Below are 20,597 nucleotides of genomic sequence, written 5' to 3'. Positions count from 1 at the left end.
CATGCCTGCAACGGAGTTCCGTATGTCCCACCCCACTCACCCGCCCATCGCCCGGCTGCGCGCGCTGCGCTCCGTCGAGCTGCTCACCCCCTCCTTCGCCGAGGCCACCGACTTCTACGAGGACGCGTGGGGGCTGGAGGTCGTCGAGTCCGAGCACAGCGCGAGCTGGCTGCGCGGCACTGGCGAGCAGCACCACGCCCTCCAGCTGACCCGCTCCGACCGCACGGGGCTCGGCCGCCTCGTGTTCGCCGTCGCCACGCCCGCCGAGATCGACGAGGCGGCGCGGCGGCTCGAAGCCCGCGGCATCGTGCCGCTCGCCGGGCCCGGCCTCCTCGACCAGGTGGGCGGGGGCTACGGTCTGCGGTTCCACGACCACGAGGGCCGGCTCGTCGAACTGTCCGCCGAGACCTGGGCGGTCGCGCCGCGCGGGCAGGACACGGCGGTGCCGGTCGGTGTCACGCACGCGGTCCTCAACACCCCGGACATCGACGCCGCCGTCGCCTTCTACCGCGACGTCCTCGGCCTGCGCGTGTCCGACTGGTCCGAGCACCAGATGGCGTTCCTGCGCTGCAACGCCGACCACCACTGCATCGCGTTCAACCAGGCCGAGTGGGTGTCCCTCAACCACGTGGCGTACGAGATGAGTTCGGTCGACCACTTCATGCGCGGGCTCGGGCGGCTGCGCCATCACGGGATCGTCCCGAAGTGGGGTCCGGGGCGGCACGGGCCCGGCAACAACACGTTCTCCTACTTCACCGATCCGACCGGGCTCGTCTGCGAGTACACGTCCGAGGTCGCGCAGATCGTCGAGGACCGGTGGATCGCCAAGGTGTGGCGGCGGGTGCCGGAGCTGTCCGACCTGTGGGGCACGGCGGGGGCGCCGTCGAAGGAGATCCGCTGTCACATGGCCGGTTCGCCGGAGTCCCCGGTCATTCCTGAAGGAGCACAGAAATGAGCACGCTCAAGATCGGGCTCGTCGGCTGGGGCGCCATCGGCCGCGTCGTCGGCACCGCGCTGGCCCAAGGGGGCGTTCAGGGCGCCGAGTTGACCGGCATCGTCGACAACCGGCCGCTCGGTGAGGCGGCGCCCGCGCCGCAGGTCACCTTCGAGGAGGCCATCGAGGCTTGCGACCTGATCGTCGAGGCGGCAGGTCAGGGCGTCGTACGGGAATGGGGCGAGCACGTCCTCGACCACGGCACCGATCTGCTCGTGGCCTCGACCGGGGCCCTCACCGACGACGAGCTGAGCAAGCGGCTGCTCGCCGCCGGGCCCGGCCGGGTGTTCTTCACGGGCGGGGCCGTCGGCGGCCTCGATCTGCTCCAGGCCGTGCGGGGCCTGGGGCCGATCGAGGACGTCCGGCTGACGACCACGAAGCTGCCCGCCACCCTCGAACAGCCGTGGATGGACGCGGAGTTGCTGGGCCGCATGCGCTCAGCGACCGGGCCGGTCGTCGTCATGTCGGGCACGGCGCGCGACGTGCCCGTGAAGTTCCCCAAGTCGACGAACGTGGCCGCCTCGGTCGCCCTCGCTGTCGGCGACCTGGACGCTGTGCGGGTCGAGGTCGTCGCCGATCCGGGGGCCACGCTCACCCGGCATGTCATCGAGGCGTCCGGGGAGCACGGCTCGTACCGCTTCGAGGTCGCGCACCGGCCCGACCCGGGCAACCCCGCGACCAGCCGGATCGTGCCGTACGCGGTGCTGCGGTCGGTGGCCGCGCTCGCCGGACGGCCGGGGCAGATCCTGTGACGGCCGCCCACCCGGACACCAACCCAGCCGCCCACCCTGCCGTCCATGTGGAGGAGGCCGGCACCGAAGGCCCCCTGCTGGTGTGTCTGCACGGCATCGGCTCCTCGTCGGCCGCGTTCGCGCCGCAGCTCGCCGCACTGAGCGAGCACGCGCGCGTGGTGGCCTGGGACGCCCCCGGCTACGGCAAGTCCCCCGACCCGGAAGGCCCGTTGGACCTGGACGGGTTCGCGGACGCCGCCGCCGACCTCATCCGCTCGTACGGTCCGTCGGCACACGTCCTCGGTGTCTCGTGGGGCGGTGTCATCGCGCTGCGGCTCGCGACCCGGCACCCCTCGCTCGTCGAGTCACTGATCGTCGCCGACTCCAGTACGGGCTCCGGCACCGACCCCGCCAAGGCCGAAGGCATGCGGGCCCGCGTCGCCGACCTGGCGGAGGCCGGCCCACGCGCCTTCGCCGAGAAGCGCGGCCCCCGCCTCGTCTCCGACCTCGCGCCCGCCGCACTCGTCGAGCGGGTCGTCGACACCATGGCCGCCTCCGTGCGGCTGCCCGGATACGGGTACGCCGCCGAGTCCATGGCCGGCGCCGACCTGCGCCCCGAACTGTCCGCCGTCTCCGCGCCCACCCTCGTGATCTGCGGCGACCGCGACAAGGTCACCGGCGCCGAGGCCTCCCAGGCCATCGCCGGGGGCCTGCACAAAACCGCCTACGTGATCGTCAAGGACGCCGGTCACCTGGCCAACCAGGAACAGCCCGAGCGGTTCAACGCCTGGGTCCTGTCCCACCTGCACATCGTCACCCTCTAGTTCCAGCTCTAGCGAAGGACACCCACCATGCCTCTGACCACCACCGAGTACGACAACGGCAGCGACCTCGGCACGTACACCGACTCGCTGATCGCCTCGAAGGAGTCCCGCGTCGCGGACTTCGACACGCTCTCCTTCCAGGAGAAGGCGGGCAAGCAGTACCGCCGCGGCCAGATCCGCTACGTCGGCTCCGGCGCCACCGGCAACCACGAGGGCGACAGCCGCATCCTCCCGTCCGGCGGCTTCACGTTCTCCAACATGCTGCTGCCGCCCGGCGCCGAGGGCCCGGCCCACACCCACCACGACGTGGAGGAGGCCTTCTTCGTCCTGGAGGGCGAGGTCCGCGTCGGCGTCCACCGCGGCCCGGACGAGGTCGAGTACCGCACCCTCGGCTACCGCGACATGATCGTGGTGCCCGCCGGTGTGACCCGCTCGCTGAAGAACGAGGGCGACACCGACGCCCTGTTCTGCGTCGTCATCGGCACGCAGAAGCCGCAGGTGCCCTCGTACCCCGAGTACTCGCCGATGCACGGCGTCACCCGTGACTGAGCTGTCCCCCAAGGACGCGCGCACGGTCGTCGTGACCGGGGCGGGCCGCGGCCTGGGCCTTGCCATGGCCCGCCGGGCCGCCGAGGACGGCTTCCGGGTCGTCCTCGCGGAGCTCGACCCCGAGCGCGGCGCCCGGGCCGCCGAGGAGCTGCGCGGCGAGGGGCACGACGCGCACTTCGCGCGCTGCGACGTGGCGGACCCGGCGTCCGTCGAGGAACTCGCCTCGGCCGTAAGGGACTTGGGCGGGCTCTACGGACTCGTCAACAACGCGGCCCTCGCCAACGGCGTCGGCGGCAAGGAGTTCCAGGACATCGACATCGAGGCCTGGGACCGCCTGATGACGGTGAACGCGCGCGGCCCCTGGCTGGTGTCGAAGGCGCTGCACCCGCTGTTTGGCCCGACCGGACGCATCGTCAACATCGCCTCGGACGCGGCCCTTTACGGCTCCCCGCGGCTCGCGCACTACATCACGTCGAAGGGCGCCGTCATCGCCCTCACCCGCGCGATGGCCCGGGAACTCGGCGAGCGCGGCATCACCGTCAACGCGCTGGCGCCGGGCCTCACCGAGTGCGAGGCGACCGAGGGAGTGCCGGAGGAACGGCACGGCTTGTACGCCGCGAACCGGGCGATCTCCCGGCCGCAGCAGCCCGACGACCTCACCGGTCTGGCCTCCTTCCTCCTCTCCGAGGAATCCCGCTATCTGACCGGACAGGTGATCGCCGTCAACGGCGGCTTCACCATGAACTGACCACTGAACCTCTGAACCAACTTCCTTACTGGAGCACTGAGTTATGGATCTCGGCCTCGCCGACCGGACCTATGTGGTCACCGGAGGCAGCTCGGGCGTCGGCCTGGCCACGGTCCGCGCCCTCCTCGACGAAGGCGCGAACGTCGCCACCTGCGGACGCGATGCCGACCGCCTCAAGAGCATCGGCACGCACGACCGCCTCTTCACCGCCACGTGCGACGTGCGTGACGCCGATGCCGTACGCGGCTTCGTGGCGGCGTCCGCGAAGGCCTTCGACGGGCGTCTCGACGGGCTGGTCAACAACGCCGGCCAGTCCCGCATGAAGAGCCTCGACGACACGACCGAGGACGACTGGCGCGACGAGCTGGAGCTGAAGTTCGCGGGCGTGCTGAACCCGCTTCAGGCGGCCCGGGAGTATCTGCGGGCGTCCGACGCGGCCTCCGTCGTCAACGTCAACGCAGTGCTTGCCAAGCAGCCCGAGCCGCGGCTGATCACGACGAGCGCCGCCCGCGCGGGCATCCTCAACCTCTCCAAGTCCCTTTCCCAGGAGCTCGCTTCGGCCGGCGTCCGGGTCAACTCGGTCTGCCTCGGCCTCATCGACACCGGCCAGTGGACGCGGCGGCACGCCGCTGCGGACTCCGGCCTGAGTTACGAGGACTGGCAGGCGGAGCTGGCCGCCGACCGCGGTGTCTCGCTCGGCCGGCTCGGCCGCGCCGAAGAGGTCGCCTACGCGATCGTCGCGCTGCTGTCGCCGCGCGCCTCGTACATCACCGGAACCGCCGTCGACGTCTGCGGCGGCGTCGGCCGCGGCATTCTCTGAGGAGTTCACATGCAGTACACCAATGGCGGTGACCTCCTCGTCGCCGTCCTGAAGGAACTCGGCGTCGACACGGTCTTCGGCATCGTGTCCGTGCACAACCTGCCGCTGGTCGAGGCCGTCGACCGCGAGCTGCGCTTCGTACCCGTGCGGCACGAGGCGAGCGCGGTCAGCGCCGCCGACGCCTACGGCCGGGCCCGCGGCACCATCGGCTGCGCGCTCACCTCGACCGGCACGGGCGCGGGCAACGCGGCCGGTTCGCTGATCGAGGCGCTCGCCTCCGGCACGTCCGTGCTGCACGTCACGGGCCAGGTCGAGACCGGATTCCTGGGCAGCGGACGCGGGTTCATCCACGAGACGAAGAACCAGCTCGGCATGCTGGACGCCGTCTCGGCGTTCGCGGCCACGGTGGGCTCGGCCGGCGAGGCGGGCGACGTGCTGCGGTCCGCCGCACGTGCCGCGCTCGCGTCGCCGGGCGGCCCCGCGAGCGTGGAGTGGCCGATCGACCTGCAGTACGCGGCGCAGACGGACGCGCCCGTGGCCGTGGAGCCGACCGTCTCGCCGGTTCTGGCAGACCAACTGGCGCAAGCCGCCATGCTGTTGGCGTCCGCCGAGCGTCCCCTCATCTGGGCCGGCGGCGGCGCCACCCGCGCAGGCGCCGAGCTCACCGCGCTCGTCGAGGCGACCGGCGCCGGGCTGCTCACCTCCAACTCCGGGCGCGGCGCGGTCCCCGAGGACCACCCGCAGGTCATCGGCAACTTCGCGACCACGCCCGCCGGGCGCGCGCTGCTCGCCGACGCGGACGTACTGCTGACCATCGGCACGCACTTCCGCTCCAACGAGACCGCCGACTACGGCCTCCAACTCCCGGACGCCGAGCGGCACATTCAGATCGACGTCGACGCCGCCGCCCTCGGCCGCGTCTACCCGGCCGCACACCCCCTGCACGCCGACGCCGCCGACGCCCTGGCCGCCCTGCTCCCCCACGCCCGCGCCGCCGAGCCGTCGTGGACGCGGCGGATCACGGACGTACGCGCCGAGGTGCGGGCCACGCTGCACGACAACATCGGCCCGCAGGCCGCCATCTGCGACGCGCTGCGCGCCGTGCTGCCGCGCGACGCGGTCGTCGCCCGTGACGTCACGATCCCGTCCAGCAGTTGGGGCAACCGGCTCCTGGAGATGTACGACCCGCGCTCCAATGTGTTCCCGCGCGGCGGCGGCATCGGGCAGGGCCTCGGCATGGGCATCGGCGCGGCCCTCGCCGACCCCGGGCGGCCCACCGTCGTCATCGCGGGCGACGGCGGCCTCGCCGTGCACCTCGGCGAGCTGCTCACCGTCGCGCAGGAGCGCCCCCGTCTGACCGTCCTGGTCTTCAACGACGGCGGTTACGGCGTGCTGCGCAACATGCAGGACCGCTACAGCGAGCGCCGGTCCGGCGTCGACCTCGTCACGCCGGACTTCGAACTCCTCGCCCGTGCCTGCGGGTTGCCGTACCTGCGGATCTCGGACGCCGAGCACGCCCGGCCGGTGATCGAGCAGGCCGTCGCGTCCGAGGGTCCGACGCTCGTCGAGGTCGACCTCGCCTCGCTCGGCCCGATGAAGAACCCGTTCACCCCGCCCGTGAAGATCCCCGGCACGTAAGGAGGCCACCATGACCGAAGAGCGTCGACTCGACCTGCTGGTCCGGCGGATGACCTGGGAGGCCGACGGTGTCCTCTCCGTCGAGCTGACCCACCCGGACGGCAAGCCGCTGCCCGCGTGGGCGCCGGGCGCGCACCTCGATGTGCACGTCGGCGGGCAGGTCCGCCAGTACAGCCTGTGCGGCGACCCGTCCGACTGCGGCACGTACCGCATCGGTGTGCTCAACGAGCCGTCCTCGCGCGGCGGTTCGCGGTACGTGCACACCCAGCTGCGCCCCGGCCAGCAGGTCACCACCTCCGAGCCACGCAACCACTTCGCCCTGGAGGACGCCCCCGCGTACGTGTTCATCGCCGGCGGCATCGGTGTCACGCCGATCCTCGCGATGGCACGGGAGGCCGCCCGGCGCGGCGCCGACTGGCGCATGGTGTACGGCGGCCGGGGGCGCGCCTCGATGGCGTTCACCGATGAACTGGGCGCGCTCGGCGGCGACCTGACCCTCGTACCGCAGGACGAGCAGGGGCACATCGACCTCGACGCGACGCTCGCCGGGCTGCCCGAAGGGGCACTCGTCTACTCCTGCGGACCCGAGCCGCTGCTCGCGGCGGTCGAGGAGCGCTGCCCGGCCGACCGACTGCGCCTGGAGCGCTTTGCCGCCCCCGTCGTCGAACGGGTCGCGGACGAAGGCGAGTTCGAGGTCGAATGCCGCGCCTCCGGACAGACCCTCACCATCGGCGCCGACACATCGATCCTGGAGGCCGCCGAGGCCGCGGGCATCGACGCGCCCAACTCGTGCCGCGACGGCATCTGCGGCTCCTGCGAGACCCGTGTCATCGAAGGCGCCCCCGAACACCGCGACTTCCTCCTGTCGGAGACCGAGCACGCCGCGAGCGCCTCGATGATGATCTGCGTCTCGCGCTGCGCCGCCGGCTCCCGCCTCGTACTCGACCTCTGACTTGACCTCTGAGGAGACATCCATGACCACCACCGACACCAACGACTGGCCGTACCTGGAGACCCACCAGTCCCGCGACCACGAGCCGAGCCCGTACGAGTACAAGCTGGCGGCCACGCTCGAAGAGGTCTTCACCAAGGTCGGCCACGAACTCACCGACGTAGTGACCGGGCTGAATGCCCGTCAGGTCCACGCCCCCGACGGGGCGCCGTGGACCGAGGAATCCTTCCGCGCCGAGATGCACCGACTGGGAGCGTGACGTACCCCATGGCTCTGACCGCCGACCACATCTACGCGACCGGCCTGCGCAACCAGTGGCACCCGGTCGTCCCCTCCTCCTTCGTCGCGCCCGGCGCGATGCGCAAGGTCACCGTCCTCGGCGAGCAGTGGCTGCTGTTCCGCCGCTCCGACGGCACCCTGAGCATGCTCGCCGACCGCTGTCCGCACCGTGGCGCCCCGCTCTCCCTCGGCAAACACCTGGGTGACCGGGTGGCCTGCTGGTACCACGGCGTCGAGATCGAGACCGACGGCACCGTCTCCTCCGTGCCGGGCCTGCCCGGCTGCAACCTGGAGGGCAAGAAGCTCGTCACGTCGCTGCCCGTGCGCGAGGTCTCCGGCGCCGTCCTCGCCTACTTCGGCGACGAACAGCACCCGGAGCCGGTCGAGTTGACGCTCCCCGAGCCGCTCACCGACCCCGACATCGACGCGATCCTGTGCTACGCCGAGTGGGACGCGCCGTGGCGTTACGGCGTCGAGAACCTGCTCGACCCGATGCACGGCCAGTTCCTGCACCACGACTCACACACCATGTTCGACGGTGACACCACCGCCAAGTTCCGCATCCGCGAGACCGACCGCGGCTACTTCTTCGAGAAGACCGACCAGCGGGGCGTGAACTTCGACTGGATCGAGCTGTGCCGCACGGGCGTGGACTGGTTCGACCTGTCCATCCCCTACCCGCCGTCGGCGGGCCCCGGCGGCCCGTTCGGCATCGTCGGCATGGTCCGCCCGGTCGACGAGAACCGCTCCGCCGTCTTCTTCTGGCGCTACCGCAAGGTCCAGGGCTGGCAGCGGGACACCTGGCGGTTCCTGTACAAGACGCTGATCGAGGAGCGCCACTGGCAGGTCCTGGAGCAGGACCGGGAAATGCTGGAGGCGATGCCGGCCGACGCCGACCAGCAGGAGAACCTCTACCAACACGACCTCGGCGTGGTCCGCCTGCGCCGCATGTACCGCGGCGAGGCCGAGAAGCAGGCGGCCGGGAAGCAGTCGACCGCATGAGTGCGAGAGCGCGCTGGGCGGGGGTCCTGAGCCTGCTGGTCATCGTGCTGATCAGCTACGTGGACCGCGTCAACGTCTCCGTCCTCATCACGGACAAGGCGTTCACCGACCACTTCGGCATCACCGGTGACCCGACGGCGCAGGGCGCCCTGTCGACGGTGTTCCTCGTCGGGTACGGGATCGCGGCGTTCTTCCTCACCCCGTTCTACGAGACGTCGCTCGGGGTGCGCCGCGGCCTCGTCGTCAGCGTCGCCCTGTGGTCGCTGATGACACTGCTGTCGCCGTACGCGCTCGGCGCGCTCACGCTGACCGTTCTGCGCGCCCTGCTCGGCGCCGCCGAGGGCCCGCTGTTCTCGCTCAAGACGATGTACGTGCGCGAGCACTTCGCGCCGCACGAGGCGGGCCGCCCCAACGCGGTCAGCTCCATGGGGGTGTCGCTTGGCACGGCCGCGGGCCTGCCCCTGATCACGTACCTCGTCTACCGCTTCGACTGGCACACCTCGTTCCTCGCCCTCGCGGCGCTGAACGCGGTGATCGGCCTCCCGCTGATCCTGCTGTTCGTACGAGGGCGTGGGGTGCGCGGCGCCGCCGAGCGGCCGGGCTTCGGGGCCACGTTGAAGGGCGCCCTGCGCATGCCCCGCCTGGCGCCCATCCTGGTCATCGAGATCGCCACGCTCGCGTACCTGTGGGGATCGAGCGCCTGGCTGCCCTCGTATCTGCTGCACGAGCGGCACTTCTCCCTGGCCGCGATGGGGATCGTCTCGGCCCTGCCGTTCGTGATGTCACTGATCTCCGGGTTCCTCGGCGGGCTGCTGCTCGACCGGCTGCCGCGGCGGCTGCTCGCCCTGCCGTTCGTGGTGGGCTCGACCGGCACCGCCGTGTGCGTGCTGCTTGTCGCGGGCGCGGGCAGCGGCGGGGCCGCAGCCACCGGGCTGATTCTGGCCGGCGGTTTCTGGGGCCTGCAGGGCCCGGCCATCCCCACCCTCGTCCAGCACTGCGCGCCCACGCACTTCGTCGGCAGCGCCTACGGAGTCGTGAACGGGGTCGGCAACCTGGTGTCGGCGTTCATGCCCACCCTCATGGGCGTGGCCATCGCGGCCAGCGGCGGCCACGGCTTCGGTGCCGGATTCAGCCTCCTCGCCGGGGCCCAGGCGCTGACCCTGGTGTGCGGGGCATGGCTGCTGGTCAGGCCGGTCCGCGAGGCACCGGCCGACGAACCCGACGCCGCGCGGCTCGCGCGCACCTGACGGCTGCCCCACGGTGGAGTGGACCACTCCGGCGTGGGGCAGTGTTGGGGGCAGTCCGCGCCCACAAGGGGGCTGCGGAGGGCCCCCGCCGACGCCGTAAGGTGGGCAGGTACGCGAGGGCACGTCGGAAGGAGGCACTGGGTGATCGAGCTCGAGGGGGTTCCCGAGCTGGTCGACCCGGTCATGGTGGCCGCGTTCGAGGGCTGGAACGATGCCGGCGACGCCGCCTCCACCGCGGTCGCGCATCTCGACAAGGAGTGGAAGGGCCAGGTGTTCGCGGCGCTCGACGCCGAGGACTACTACGACTTCCAGGTCAACCGGCCGACCGTGTTCGTCGACGACGGCGTGCGAAAGATCACATGGCCGACGACGCGGCTCTCGGTGATCCGTATCGGCGGGGACAAGCCGCGCGACCTGGTCCTGGTCCGGGGCATCGAGCCGTCCATGCGCTGGCGCTCGTTCTGCAACGAGCTGCTCGGCTTCGCGCACGAGCTGGGCGTCGAACTCGTCGTCGTCCTCGGCGCGCTGCTCGGCGACACCCCGCACACCCGGCCGGTGCCGGTCAGCGGCGTCACGTCGGACGCGGACCTGGCCTCGCGGATGAACCTGGAGGAGACCAAGTACGAGGGTCCGACAGGCATCGTCGGCATCCTCCAGGAGGCCTGCACGCACGCCGGCGTCCCCGCGGTCTCGCTGTGGGCGGCCGTCCCGCACTACGTGTCGCAGCCGCCGAACCCGAAGGCGACGCTGGCCCTCCTCAACCGTCTCGAGGACCTGATCGACCTGCGCATCCCGCTGGGCGAGCTGGCCGAGGACGCGCGGGCCTGGCAGTTGGGCGTGGACCAGCTGGCCGCCGAGGACAGCGAGGTCGCCGAGTACGTGCAGTCCCTGGAGGAGGCCCGCGACACCGCGGAGCTCCCCGAGGCCTCCGGCGAGGCGATCGCCCGCGAGTTCGAGCGCTACTTGCAGCGCCGCGACCCGAACGCCCCGCCCGGCGGCGGCCACGCGACGGACGGCGGCGACGGCTCCTCGCACCTGCGCGACAACCCGAGCGGCCGGACCAGGCCGCCGAAGCCGCCGCGCCCGGAGGGCGAGGACGGCGACGAGTAGTCGCGGCACGCAGTGACTTCAGGGCGGGGCGCCGAGCGCCCCGCCCTCCGTCGTGCCGCCCTGCCCGCACCCCAACTCTGGCCGGTTTGGGGCGTGACAGTTGATTCCGGTCGAATTGATGGCAGTTGCACGGGGTTCCCCATTCAACTTGTTTTCAAACGCAGTTGTCCTGCGGGGTCTGGACGGGCGGGCGTCGGCGTAGCAGGGTGAGCCCCGACGAGCCTCAAGAAGACACACGGCACAAGCAGACCCGTACGACCAGATGTGGCGAGGGGAGCTGTGGACCGATGACCGACCAGCACGCAAGCCCGGCACAGGGGCCGGGAGCGGCCGGGCCCGGACCTGATGGATCCGGTTTCACCTATCGCGGAGCGGAAGAGGAACTGATCGTCGTGGCGCGCCCCGAGGCCCGCCTGCGCGTCCAGGCCGACGGGGTGCGCTCCGCCGCGGGCGCCGACGTATCGGCGCTGAACATGTTCCTCGGGGACGAACAGCTCGCTCTTGAACCGCTGTTCGGCGGCGAGGAGCGGGTGCAGGGAGCCGGCGAGACACCCGGCGCCGACGTGCCGGACCTGGCGCTGTTCTACCGGGTGCGCGGCGGGGCCGAGCGGGCGCAGGAGCTGCGGTCGCGGATCGCGGCGCTTCCGGAGATCGACACGGCGTACGTGAAGCCGGGCGCGGTGCCCGCGGCCGCGGCGCAGTCGTCGCCGTCGTCGCCGTCGTCGCCGTCGTCGCCCGAGAGCTTCGACGAGGAGCGGCGGCTGAAGGAGAAGACGGCCGCGACGCCCGACTACACGGGCCGCCAGGGCTACTTGGGCCCCGCACCCGCCGGAGTCGACGCGCAGTGGGCGTGGCGGCGGCTCGGCGGCAACGGCGAGGGCGTCACCGTCATCGACGTGGAGGGCGCCTGGCAGTTGGGGCACGAGGACCTGTCGGCGAAGCTCGCGGGCATCGTGGTCGGCACACCGATCTCGGACGTGGCCTGGCGCAATCACGGCACGGCGGTCCTCGGTGTGATCGGCGGCGATCGCAATGAGCGCGGCATCACCGGCATCGTTCCGGAGGCGGTGACCGCCGCGGCCTCGTTCCAGGGCGTGGGCACGGCTGCGGCGATCCACGCGGCGGCCGACCGGCTGAGCCCCGGCGACGTCATCCTGATCGAACTGCACCGGCCTGGACCGCAGTTCGACTTCGAGCCGCGCGACGACCAGCGCGGCTACATCGCCCTGGAGTGGTGGCCCGACGACTTCGCGGCCATCAAGTACGCGACGTCGAAGGGCATCGTGGTCGTGGGCGCGGCGGGCAACGGCGCCGAGTCCCTCGACGACGCGGTGTACGAGCGGCGGCCGGACGACTTCCCGGCGTGGTGGCACAACCCGTTCAACCCGTCGAACCGCTCATCGGACGCGGTCCTCGTCGGCGCGGGCGCCCCGCCGCCCGGCACCCACGGCCGCGACCACGGCCCGGACCGCTCGCGCCTCTCGTTCTCCAACTACGGTGCCCGCGTGGACGCCCAGGGCTGGGGCCGCGAGGTCACCACCACCGGCGGCTCCTGGGACCGGCCCGGCGACCTCCAGGGCGGCACCGAGGAGATCGCCTGGTACACGGACACCTTCTCCGGCACCTCGTCCGCCTCCCCGGTGGTCGTCGGCGCGCTGACCGCCCTCCAGGGCATGCTCAGGGCGGGCGGCCAGCGCCCGATGACCTCGCAGCGGGCGCGCGACGTGCTCCGGGCGACCGGCTCACCGCAGCAGGACGCCCCCGGCCGGCCCGCCTCCCAGCGGATCGGCAACCGGCCCGACATCAAGGGGGCGGTCACCAACCTGCTGCCCTCGACGGTCGGTTCGGGCCAGGCGGAGCGGTACTGGGACGAGCTGATCCCGTATCCGCCCGAACTCCCGCCCCGGCTCCGGCTGTTCGTGGCGGGCTCCTGGCGCAATCTGAACAACCCGTCCCCCGAGACCCGGCAGGCGGTGCACACCGCCTTCGCGGGGGGACGGCCGGACGTACGTGTGTGGTTCTCGGACGACGAGGTCGTCGGCCTGGTCGTCACGGGCTGAGGAACGCAACCAACCATTGATGGAAGGTGGCACCCGCATGAGCATCACCCCCCAAATGGGCCAGCAGGGTCAGCAGTTCCCGAGCACCTCGCCCTACCAGCAGCAGCACGGCATGGGCCAGCAGTCGTACGGTCAGCAGCAGCCGGGCATGAGCGGCCAGGGCCAGGGTGGTCAGGGCCAGGAGCAGCTCGTCCAGCAGCTTCAGCAGCAGCTCCAACAGCTCGGCCAGCAGCAGCCGTACCAGCAGCTGCTGCAGCAGCTCGGCGGGCAGCAGCAACAGCAGCCCTTCGGCCAACAGATGCAACAGGGCCAGCAGAGTTACGGGCAACAGCAGTACGGCCAGCAACAGCAAGGACAGCAGCAGGACCAGCAGGCACAGCAGATCGAGCAGCAGGTGCAACAGCAGCTGCAGCAGGTCCAGCAAGCCGCGTACCAGCAGGCCCAGCGGCAGATCGAGCAGCAGGCGCTCGCCTCCGGCGTGGCGAACGGCTACATCGACATCGTGCAGCCGCTCCCGGGCCAGCCACGGCAGATCTTCCTGCGCATCAACAACCAGTTCCGCGTCCTCAACAACCCGACCCCGCAGGCCCACGACGAGGTCCAGGAGGCCTTCGCGTTCGGCCACCAGGTCGTCGGCATCTGGGACACGGGCTCGCCGCTCGTCCTGCGCAGCGTGCGCGTCCAGCGCATCTGACGGGAAGGTGAGAGACACACACGAAAAAGGGGCGCCTCCCCACACGGGGAGGCGCCCTGATGTGTCCTTCGGCTCGCTACAGCGCCACGCCCAACAGGGCGTCCACGGCACGCGATACGACGCCGGGGGCGCCCTCGTCCGTGCCGCCCCCGGCCGCCTGGGCCTCGGCCCAACGGTCGACGGCGGCCAGCGCGGCGGGCGCGTCCAGGTCGTCGGCGAGCGCCTCGCGGATCTCCTCGACCATCGCCTCGGCGGACGGGCCGTCGGGCCGGGAGACGGCCGCGCGCCAGCGGTCGAGGCGGGCCACCGCGTCGGCGAGCACCTGGTCCGTCCACTCCCAGTCGGAGCGGTAGTGGTGGGAGTGCAGGGCGAGCCGGATGGCGGCGGGGTCGACGTCGTCGCGGCGAAGCGTCGACACGAACACCAGGTTGCCCTTGGACTTCGACATCTTCTCGCCGTCGAGCCCGACCATGCCGGCGTGCACGTACGCCTTGGCCATCGGGAACTCGCCGGTCAGCGCCTGCGCGTGTGAGGCACCCATCTCGTGGTGCGGGAAGGCGAGATCCGATCCCCCGCCCTGGACGTCGAAGCCCATGCCGAGGTGGTCGAGGGCGATGGCGACACACTCGATGTGCCAGCCGGGCCGCCCCTGGCCCAGCGAACCGCCGTCCCAGCTCGGCTCGCCCTCCCGGGCGGCCATCCACAGCATCGGGTCGAGCGGGTTCTTCTTGCCCGGACGGTCCGGGTCGCCCCCGCGCTCGGCGGAGAGCAGCCGCATCGCGGCGGCGTCGAGGTTCGAGACGGACCCGAAGTGCGGATCGGCCTCGACGGAGAAGTAGGTGTCGCCCTCGAGCTCGTAGGCGGCACCGGAGTCACGCAGTCGTTCGACGAGCGGCACGATGCCGGGTATCGCCTCGACGGCGCCTATGTAGTGCTGCGGCGGCAGCATCCGCAGGGCAGTCATGTCCTCGCGGAAGAGGGCGGTCTCCCGCTCGGCGAGACCCTCCCACTCGATGCCGTCACGCACGGCCCGCTCCAGCAGGGGATCGTCGACGTCCGTCACGTTCTGGACGTAGTGAACCTGCCGCTTGGTGTCGAGCCACACGCGCTGCACGAGGTCGAACGCGTTGTAGGTCGCCGCGTGACCCATGTGGGTGGCGTCGTACGGCGTGATGCCGCAAACGTAGATACGGGCGACGGGACCGGGGGCAAGGGTGACGAGCCCAGCGGTCGCGGTGTCGTGGATCCGGAGGTCGCGGCCCTTGCCGGGCAGGGCGGGGACCTCAGAAGCGGGCCAGGCATGCATGCAACGAGCGTAACCGGACGCCCCTTCCGGATACGAACCGGACCATCCTCAATGGCCGAACACCCCCTCTTGCATGATCTTGCCGGGGACGCTAGGCGTTTCAAGCCCCTGCGGCGATTGATCCCATTCAAGCCCCGCCGGCGATTGAGGCGCGGGGTCCGGGGCAGAGCCCCGCGACCGCAACACCGTCCGAGCCCCGCTATACGGGCGGCCAGGGGATGGCCGGCCAGTCCCCACCCGGCTCCCGATGCCGCCCGGCCTTGAGCAGCCCCGCAACCCGCTCCCGCACCGCCTCCAGCTCCACCCCGGTGATCAGCTCACCGAGCCGCACCGCAAGCGACTCACCGGCCCCCAGGGCCACCCGCAACGCCTCCAGCGCACCAGCCGCCTCCCCGGTCAACGGCTCCCCCGCCCACCCCCACAACAACGTACGCAGCTTGTCCTCGGCGTTGAACGTCACACCGTGATCGATACCGAACAGGCGCCCCTCGGCATCGACGAGCAGGTGCCCGCCCTTACGGTCACCGTTGTTGATCACGGCATCGAGCACCGACAGCCGCCGCAGACGGGCATCGTCCGCATGCACCAGCAGCGCCGTACGCCCCTCCCCGACCTCGGCGAAGCCAATGGCCTTCCAGCCCTCCTCCGGCTCCTCACGGTCCACGAGGGCGAGCAGCTCGCCGCCGCCCCCGGGCTCCTCCGGAGTGTCGATCCACAGCTGGACCATGCCCTCGCCGTACGGCCCCTCCCGCAGCACCGTCGGCGGCACGAGCCCCCACCCGAGCGCCTCGGACACCTCGTACGCGGCGACCTCGCGCCGCGCCAGGTTCCCATCCGGGAAATCCCACAGCGGACGCTCGCCGCGTACCGGCTTGTAGACGCAACGGGCCTCGCGGCCCTCGTGGGTGACGGTGCACACCAACACCGCGTTCGACGCCTCGCGGATCTGTCCTTCCACATGGAGCTCACCAAGGGCGAGCAGGTCCCGGTCGCCGCTCACGCGTCGCGCCGGTATCCGTTCTGGCGCGGACATACGTGTCCCTCCGGGTCGAGCGGCAGGCTGCACAGCGGGCACGGCGGACGGCCCGCGTTCACGACGTCAAGGGCCCGCTTGGCGAAGGCGCGGGCCTGGTTCCCTGTGAGGCGGACGCGGAGCATCGGCGGGCCGTTCTCCTCGTCCTGGAGCAGCTTCTCCTCGGCCTCCGCCAGGTCGTCCTCGGACTCGGCGTCCAGCTCGACGAGGGCCTGCGCCTCGACGATCATGCGCTGTTCGTCGCCGTCCCACGCGAGTGCCATGGTGCCGACGCGGAACTCCTCCTCCACGGGCGCCTCCAGCGGCGCGGTGTCGGAGATCTCGCCCGGCGGCACGGCGGGCACGGGGGCGCTGCCCCCGGTGCGCCGCACGACCTCGTCGAGCAGTTCGTCCATGCGCTCGGCGAGCGCGGCCACCTGGGTCTTCTCCAGAGCCACGCTGGTGACCCGGGCTCCTGCCACGGCCTGCAAAAAGAAGGTGCGGCGCCCGGGGAGCCCGACCGTACCGGCCACAAACCGCTCCGGGGGGTCGTAGAGGAACACCTGACGGGACACGTCCGCTCTCCATGGGATCGGGATCGACTGGCTTGAACCGGTCATGGCCGACCGGGCCGACTGTGCTTACGGCTGCTTCACCCTACTGCGGGCGACGATCACGGTGCGCCCGCGCCGCCCCCGACCGGTGCATCGGGCTCCTGCGGCGTCTCACGCGGCGCCAGGGACGCGAAGTCACCGGTGTCCCCGAGGCGTACGAGAAAGGGGCGCAGCCGTGTGTAACGGATCGCTGTGATGGAACACGGCTCTACAGAGATGCGCTGAAAGAGGTCCAGATGCAGCCCGATGGCGTCCGCGACAAGGGACTTGATGATGTCGCCGTGCGAACACATCACATAGGCGGCGTCCTCGCCGTGCTCGCGCTCCACGCGCGCGTTCCACTCACGTACCGCCTCGGCGGCCCGGTGCTGCATCTGCCGCATCGACTCCCCTCCGGGGAACGCGGCGGCCGTCGGGTGCTGCTGCACGACCTGCATCAGCGGTTCGTCGGTCAGCTCGGCGAGCTTGCGGCCGGACCAGTCCCCGTAGTCGCACTCGCCGATGCGGTCGTCGGTGTGCAGGGTGAGCTCCGGGCGCGCGGCGAGCAGCGGCGCGACGGTCTCCCGGCAGCGCTGCAGCGGGCTGGCGACGATCTCGGCGAGCGGCAGGTCGGCCAGCCGCTCGGGCAGCCGCGCGGCCTGCGCGGCGCCGCGCTCGTCGAGCGCCACACCGGGGGTCCACCCGGCGAGCACTCCCGCGGTATTGGCGGTGGACCGTCCGTGCCGGACAAGGATCAGCGTGGGCATGTGCCCCACCCTAGGCATACGACGACGTGCGGCAGTGGCCGGTCCTGGGAAGAATTCGCCTCGTGATCGTCGACTGTGCCATCTACCGCGAAGGACGCCGCATCGAGCGGCCCGCCGACTTCTCCGACGCCCTCGACGAGGCGCGGGCGGCAGGGGACGCGTTCGTGTGGATCGGGTTGCACGAGGCGAGCGAGGACGAGTTCGACCGGGTGGCCCAGGAGTTCGGGCTGCATCCGCTGGCCGTGGAGGACGCCATGAAGGCGCACCAGCGGCCCAAGCTGGAGATCTACGACGACTCGCTGTTCGTGGTCCTCAAGCCGGTCGTGTACGAGCCGCAGAGCGACAAGGTGTCCACGGGCGAGCTGATGCTGTTCCTGGGCGACTCGTTCGTGGTGACCGTCCGGCACGGCGAGGGCGCGCCCCTGAAGGCCGTACGGCAGCGTCTGGAGGCCGAGCCGGAGTTCCTGAAGCAGGGGCCGACGGCGGTCCTGTACTCGGTCGCGGACGCCACGGTGGACCACTACCTGGAGGTCGCGGCCGAGTTGCAGACCGACCTGGAGGAGCTGGAGACGGAGGTCTTCTCCCCGGACGGCGGCGGCACCCGAGACACCGCGTCGCGGATCTACACGTTCAAGCGCCAGATCCTCGAATTCCGGCGCGCGACCGGTCCGTTGACGATGCCGCTGGCCCGGCTCGCCGGGGTCGGCCCGTGGGGGCTCGCCGCCGTGCCGTTCGTGCACGAGGAGGCGCGGCCGTTCTTCCGAGACGTGAACGACCACCTGACGCGGGTCAACGAGTCCGTGGACGGCCTGGACCGCCTCGTCTCGGACATCCTGTCCGCGCACCTGGCGCAGATGAGCGTGCGGCAGAACGACGACATGCGGAAGATCTCGGCGTGGGCGGCGATGGCCGCGGTGCCCACGATGATCGCGGGCATCTACGGCATGAACTTCGACCACATGCCGGAACTCCACTGGATCTGGGCGTACCCGGCAGTGATCGTCCTGATGGCCCTCCTGGAACTACTCCTGTTCCGCACATTCAAACGCCGCGGCTGGCTGTGACCACCCTTCAGGCGAACTCGGCCGCCGCCCCACCAAGCGCATCCCGCCGCTCCGGCATACGCAACGACACCATCCGCCGCCAGCCCCCCAGCCGCTCGTACACGTACACGGCACGGATCCCCGCGGCAAGCGCGACCGCCTTCGGCTTCGACCAGCCCAGAACACGCCCCATGTGATCCATGACGGCGAGGCTGACATCCCGGTAGACCGCGATCTCCGCGAGAGCGCACTCCCGCAGAACCCGCTGAATAGTGCGGCCATGACCCGCGTACGCGAATCGCAGCAACTCCTCGTGGCAGTACGCGAGATGGTTGTCCTCGTCGTTGGAGATCATCTTGACCGCGCGGCCGAGGTCGGGGTCGTCGCCGAAGTGCTTGCGGAGCATCACCATCTGCTCGGAGGCCCGCTGCTCGGTGACACGGCTGTGCGCCAAGTACGTGACGATGTCCCGCACGCGGAGCCGCTCGTCGCGCCGCAGCCGATCGTGCGCGAGCCCGATCCCCTGCTTCTCCAGAAGCATCGTGTAGTCGGCATCGGCGGGGACGGGGACCGGCTCCAGGCCGCGCTTCCTCATGAGGGCGTGGAAAATCCGCCCGTGCTTGTCCTCGTCCGCACCGTGCCGCGCGATCCTGGGCGCGAGGCCGCGCTCGCTCTCGGGCACCAGCGCGGCGATCCGCCCGTTCTCCCAGCCGCCCTGGGATTCGCCGCCTGCCGCGATGGAGCAGAACAGCCGGAACGACTCGTCGTTGTCGACGATCTCCTGGAACAGACTCTTGGCCGACAGCATCCGCAACCTCCACCTCGCCGCGCCGGACTCCGCAGTACTGCAAAGTCCGAGTCAAATGCGGGACATGAGGCAGGGCAACAGCTATGCGGGTCAACTCGTCCGAAAGGAGGACACGAGGCGGGGGACGGGCCGTAACCAGGCCCCTCGTGGCGCGTTGTGCAAGGCGTCGGCCGTGGCGGGGAAGACCCCCGAGCCCCCACCACGGCCGCAGAAGAACTGCTTCCCGAGCGCTTACGCCAGCCCGGCGAGCTCCATCGCCTCGGTGCCCGCGCGCAGCGAGGCGAGGCGGTCGTCGAGCGTGAGCCCGGCCGGGTTGACGGTCAGCGTGGTGACACCGGCCTCGGAGTAGGCCCGCATCCGGTCGGCGATCCGCTCCACGGAACCGAGCATCGTGGTGGAGTCGATGAGCTGCTGCGGGATCGCCGCGGCCGCGCCCTCCTTGTCGCCGGCCAGGTACTTCTCCTGGATCTCGGCGGCCTCCTTCTCGTAGCCCATGCGCTGCGCGAGCTGGTTGTAGAAGTTCTGCTTGCTGCTTCCCATGCCGCCCACGTAGAGGGCGGTGTACGGCCGGAACATGTCGGCGAGCGCACTCACGGAAGCCTCGTCGGACCCGCCGAGCGCCAGCGGGACCGTCGGGCAGACGTCGAAGCCCTCCATGGTCAGTCCGGCCTTCTCGCGGCCCGCACGGATGTGCCGGAGCGTGGTCTCCTCCAGGTGCTCGGCCGCCGGGAAGATCAACAGGGCGCCGTCGGCGATCTCTCCGGTCTGCTCCAGGTTCTTCGGGCCGATCGCGGCGATGTAGAGCGGGATCCGCTCGCGCTCCGGGTGCACGATCAGCTTCAGCGGCTTGCCGGGGCCGTCTGGCAGCGGGAGCGTCCAGTGCGCGCCGTCGTGGCTGACCCGCTGCCGGCTCATCGCCTTGCGGACGATCTCGACGTACTCGCGGGTGCGCGCCAGCGGCTTGTCGAACTTGACGCCGTACCAGCCCTCGGAGACCTGCGGCCCCGAGACACCGAGGCCCAGCCGGAAGCGGCCCCCGGACAACGAGTCGAGGGTCGCGGCCGTCATCGCCGTCATCGTGGGCTGACGGGCCGGGATCTGGAAGATGGCCGAGCCGACGTCGATCCGCTCCGTCTGCGCGGCGACGTACGCGAGGACCGTGGCGGCGTCGGAACCGTAGGCCTCCGCGGCCCAGCACACCGCGTAGCCCAGTCTGTCGGCCTCCTTCGCGATAGCCAGGTTGTCCGCGTCCATGCCCGCGCCCCAGTAGCCGAGGTTGATGCCGAGCTTCATTGACCACATCCCCTTAACGCCTTGCCGGATCCAGTGAATTACCCATGGGTAGGGCACCTCGCTCGGCACCCTAACCCGGCGGTCCCGACGACAGATATCCACAGGGGCCCCGTTCCTGACCTTCGGC

Annotated in this window: 21 protein-coding genes; 15 read left to right on the top strand and 6 right to left on the bottom strand. The window is 71.2% G+C overall.

Annotation, left to right across the window (positions count from 1 at the left end; translation table 11 throughout):
* The first annotated feature begins 22 nt into the window (after positions 1-22).
* The 14 genes from ACWD2L_RS34765 to ACWD2L_RS34700 all read left to right on the top strand — a co-directional run bounded on the left by ACWD2L_RS34765 (position 23) and on the right by ACWD2L_RS34700 (position 13,648).
* On the top strand, positions 23-955 hold the full coding sequence (locus tag ACWD2L_RS34765; RefSeq protein ID WP_351337499.1) for a VOC family protein: 933 nt from the start codon (positions 23-25) through the stop codon (positions 953-955).
* The gene (locus ACWD2L_RS34760) at positions 952-1,746 is read left to right on the top strand and encodes an aspartate dehydrogenase domain-containing protein (RefSeq protein ID WP_351337502.1); all 795 of its coding nucleotides are present in this window, start codon (positions 952-954) and stop codon (positions 1,744-1,746) included. Before ACWD2L_RS34765 ends, ACWD2L_RS34760 begins: the two co-directional genes overlap by 4 nt.
* The gene (locus ACWD2L_RS34755) at positions 1,743-2,549 is read left to right on the top strand and encodes an alpha/beta fold hydrolase (RefSeq protein WP_351337505.1); all 807 of its coding nucleotides are present in this window, start codon (positions 1,743-1,745) and stop codon (positions 2,547-2,549) included. The genes ACWD2L_RS34760 and ACWD2L_RS34755 overlap by 4 nt, the downstream gene beginning before the upstream one ends.
* 27 nt (positions 2,550-2,576) lie before the next feature.
* Positions 2,577-3,098, top strand: a complete 522-nt coding sequence (locus ACWD2L_RS34750; protein ID WP_351337508.1) for a cupin domain-containing protein — start codon at positions 2,577-2,579, stop codon at positions 3,096-3,098.
* The gene (locus ACWD2L_RS34745; RefSeq protein ID WP_351337511.1) at positions 3,091-3,846 is read left to right on the top strand and encodes an SDR family oxidoreductase; all 756 of its coding nucleotides are present in this window, start codon (positions 3,091-3,093) and stop codon (positions 3,844-3,846) included. The genes ACWD2L_RS34750 and ACWD2L_RS34745 overlap by 8 nt, the downstream gene beginning before the upstream one ends.
* A gap of 43 nt (positions 3,847-3,889) precedes the next feature.
* Positions 3,890-4,666, top strand: a complete 777-nt coding sequence (locus tag ACWD2L_RS34740) for an SDR family oxidoreductase (RefSeq protein WP_351337514.1) — start codon at positions 3,890-3,892, stop codon at positions 4,664-4,666.
* Positions 4,667-4,675: 9 nt separating this feature from the next.
* Positions 4,676-6,304, top strand: coding sequence for a thiamine pyrophosphate-binding protein (locus ACWD2L_RS34735; RefSeq protein ID WP_351337517.1), 1,629 nt, complete (start codon positions 4,676-4,678; stop codon positions 6,302-6,304).
* A gap of 10 nt (positions 6,305-6,314) precedes the next feature.
* Entirely contained in the window at positions 6,315-7,256 is a 942-nt protein-coding gene (locus ACWD2L_RS34730) for a PDR/VanB family oxidoreductase (RefSeq protein ID WP_351337520.1), read from the top strand.
* 22 nt (positions 7,257-7,278) lie between these two features.
* Positions 7,279-7,515, top strand: coding sequence for a recombinase-like helix-turn-helix domain-containing protein (locus ACWD2L_RS34725; RefSeq protein ID WP_351337522.1), 237 nt, complete (start codon positions 7,279-7,281; stop codon positions 7,513-7,515).
* An 8-nt stretch (positions 7,516-7,523) separates the two neighbouring features.
* Positions 7,524-8,537 (top strand): aromatic ring-hydroxylating dioxygenase subunit alpha, encoded by a 1,014-nt coding sequence (locus ACWD2L_RS34720; protein ID WP_351337541.1) that lies wholly within the window; start codon positions 7,524-7,526, stop codon positions 8,535-8,537.
* The gene (locus tag ACWD2L_RS34715) at positions 8,534-9,784 is read left to right on the top strand and encodes an MFS transporter (RefSeq protein ID WP_351337524.1); all 1,251 of its coding nucleotides are present in this window, start codon (positions 8,534-8,536) and stop codon (positions 9,782-9,784) included. The genes ACWD2L_RS34720 and ACWD2L_RS34715 overlap by 4 nt, the downstream gene beginning before the upstream one ends.
* A gap of 141 nt (positions 9,785-9,925) precedes the next feature.
* On the top strand, positions 9,926-10,894 hold the full coding sequence (locus ACWD2L_RS34710) for a PAC2 family protein (protein WP_351337526.1): 969 nt from the start codon (positions 9,926-9,928) through the stop codon (positions 10,892-10,894).
* Between the two features lie 287 nt (positions 10,895-11,181).
* Complete coding sequence (locus ACWD2L_RS34705; protein WP_351337528.1) at positions 11,182-12,954, top strand: S8 family peptidase; 1,773 nt, start codon at positions 11,182-11,184, stop codon at positions 12,952-12,954.
* Between the two features lie 37 nt (positions 12,955-12,991).
* The gene (locus ACWD2L_RS34700) at positions 12,992-13,648 is read left to right on the top strand and encodes a hypothetical protein (protein WP_351337531.1); all 657 of its coding nucleotides are present in this window, start codon (positions 12,992-12,994) and stop codon (positions 13,646-13,648) included.
* Between the two features lie 76 nt (positions 13,649-13,724).
* On the opposite strand, the gene mshC is transcribed toward ACWD2L_RS34700, so the two are convergent.
* From mshC to ACWD2L_RS34680, 4 genes are all read right to left on the bottom strand, one after another.
* Entirely contained in the window at positions 13,725-14,954 is a 1,230-nt protein-coding gene (gene mshC / locus ACWD2L_RS34695) for a cysteine--1-D-myo-inosityl 2-amino-2-deoxy-alpha-D-glucopyranoside ligase (RefSeq protein WP_351337534.1), read from the bottom strand.
* A gap of 199 nt (positions 14,955-15,153) precedes the next feature.
* Positions 15,154-15,987 (bottom strand): SCO1664 family protein, encoded by an 834-nt coding sequence (locus ACWD2L_RS34690; protein ID WP_351343419.1) that lies wholly within the window; start codon positions 15,985-15,987, stop codon positions 15,154-15,156.
* Positions 15,951-16,541: a DUF3090 domain-containing protein gene (locus tag ACWD2L_RS34685; protein WP_351343421.1), complete on the bottom strand. Its 591-nt coding sequence runs from the start codon at positions 16,539-16,541 to the stop codon at positions 15,951-15,953. Before ACWD2L_RS34685 ends, ACWD2L_RS34690 begins: the two co-directional genes overlap by 37 nt.
* Positions 16,542-16,639: 98 nt before the next feature.
* Positions 16,640-17,326 (bottom strand): histidine phosphatase family protein, encoded by a 687-nt coding sequence (locus ACWD2L_RS34680; RefSeq protein ID WP_351343423.1) that lies wholly within the window; start codon positions 17,324-17,326, stop codon positions 16,640-16,642.
* A gap of 62 nt (positions 17,327-17,388) precedes the next feature.
* On the opposite strand from ACWD2L_RS34680, the gene corA reads away from it, so the two are divergent.
* Positions 17,389-18,390, top strand: coding sequence for a magnesium/cobalt transporter CorA (corA, locus tag ACWD2L_RS34675; RefSeq protein WP_351343425.1), 1,002 nt, complete (start codon positions 17,389-17,391; stop codon positions 18,388-18,390).
* 7 nt (positions 18,391-18,397) lie between these two features.
* Here the strand turns inward: corA and ACWD2L_RS34670 are convergent, their stop codons facing one another.
* Positions 18,398-19,177 (bottom strand): ferritin family protein, encoded by a 780-nt coding sequence (locus ACWD2L_RS34670; RefSeq protein ID WP_351343427.1) that lies wholly within the window; start codon positions 19,175-19,177, stop codon positions 18,398-18,400.
* Positions 19,178-19,408: 231 nt separating this feature from the next.
* The gene (locus ACWD2L_RS34665; RefSeq protein WP_351343429.1) at positions 19,409-20,470 is read right to left on the bottom strand and encodes an LLM class F420-dependent oxidoreductase; all 1,062 of its coding nucleotides are present in this window, start codon (positions 20,468-20,470) and stop codon (positions 19,409-19,411) included.
* Positions 20,471-20,597: the final 127 nt, after the last annotated feature.

It is taken from the genome of Streptomyces sp. NPDC002754 (assembly GCF_053592315.1).
Note: the sequence above shows the minus strand (reverse complement) of the source record. Positions and strands in the feature narration are given on the sequence as shown.

Coding starts and splice junctions, on each gene's coding strand:
- ACWD2L_RS34765 (WP_351337499.1), top strand. CDS start 23: ATGTCCCACCCCACTCACCCGCCCATCGCCCGGCTGCGCGCGCTGCGC.
- ACWD2L_RS34760 (WP_351337502.1), top strand. CDS start 952: ATGAGCACGCTCAAGATCGGGCTCGTCGGCTGGGGCGCCATCGGCCGC.
- ACWD2L_RS34750 (WP_351337508.1), top strand. CDS start 2,577: ATGCCTCTGACCACCACCGAGTACGACAACGGCAGCGACCTCGGCACG.
- ACWD2L_RS34740 (WP_351337514.1), top strand. CDS start 3,890: ATGGATCTCGGCCTCGCCGACCGGACCTATGTGGTCACCGGAGGCAGC.
- ACWD2L_RS34735 (WP_351337517.1), top strand. CDS start 4,676: ATGCAGTACACCAATGGCGGTGACCTCCTCGTCGCCGTCCTGAAGGAA.
- ACWD2L_RS34730 (WP_351337520.1), top strand. CDS start 6,315: ATGACCGAAGAGCGTCGACTCGACCTGCTGGTCCGGCGGATGACCTGG.
- ACWD2L_RS34725 (WP_351337522.1), top strand. CDS start 7,279: ATGACCACCACCGACACCAACGACTGGCCGTACCTGGAGACCCACCAG.
- ACWD2L_RS34720 (WP_351337541.1), top strand. CDS start 7,524: ATGGCTCTGACCGCCGACCACATCTACGCGACCGGCCTGCGCAACCAG.
- ACWD2L_RS34715 (WP_351337524.1), top strand. CDS start 8,534: ATGAGTGCGAGAGCGCGCTGGGCGGGGGTCCTGAGCCTGCTGGTCATC.
- ACWD2L_RS34705 (WP_351337528.1), top strand. CDS start 11,182: ATGACCGACCAGCACGCAAGCCCGGCACAGGGGCCGGGAGCGGCCGGG.
- ACWD2L_RS34700 (WP_351337531.1), top strand. CDS start 12,992: ATGAGCATCACCCCCCAAATGGGCCAGCAGGGTCAGCAGTTCCCGAGC.
- mshC (WP_351337534.1), bottom strand. CDS start 14,954: ATGCATGCCTGGCCCGCTTCTGAGGTCCCCGCCCTGCCCGGCAAGGGC.
- ACWD2L_RS34690 (WP_351343419.1), bottom strand. CDS start 15,987: ATGTCCGCGCCAGAACGGATACCGGCGCGACGCGTGAGCGGCGACCGG.
- ACWD2L_RS34680 (WP_351343423.1), bottom strand. CDS start 17,326: ATGCCCACGCTGATCCTTGTCCGGCACGGACGGTCCACCGCCAATACC.
- ACWD2L_RS34670 (WP_351343427.1), bottom strand. CDS start 19,177: ATGCTGTCGGCCAAGAGTCTGTTCCAGGAGATCGTCGACAACGACGAG.
- ACWD2L_RS34665 (WP_351343429.1), bottom strand. CDS start 20,470: ATGAAGCTCGGCATCAACCTCGGCTACTGGGGCGCGGGCATGGACGCG.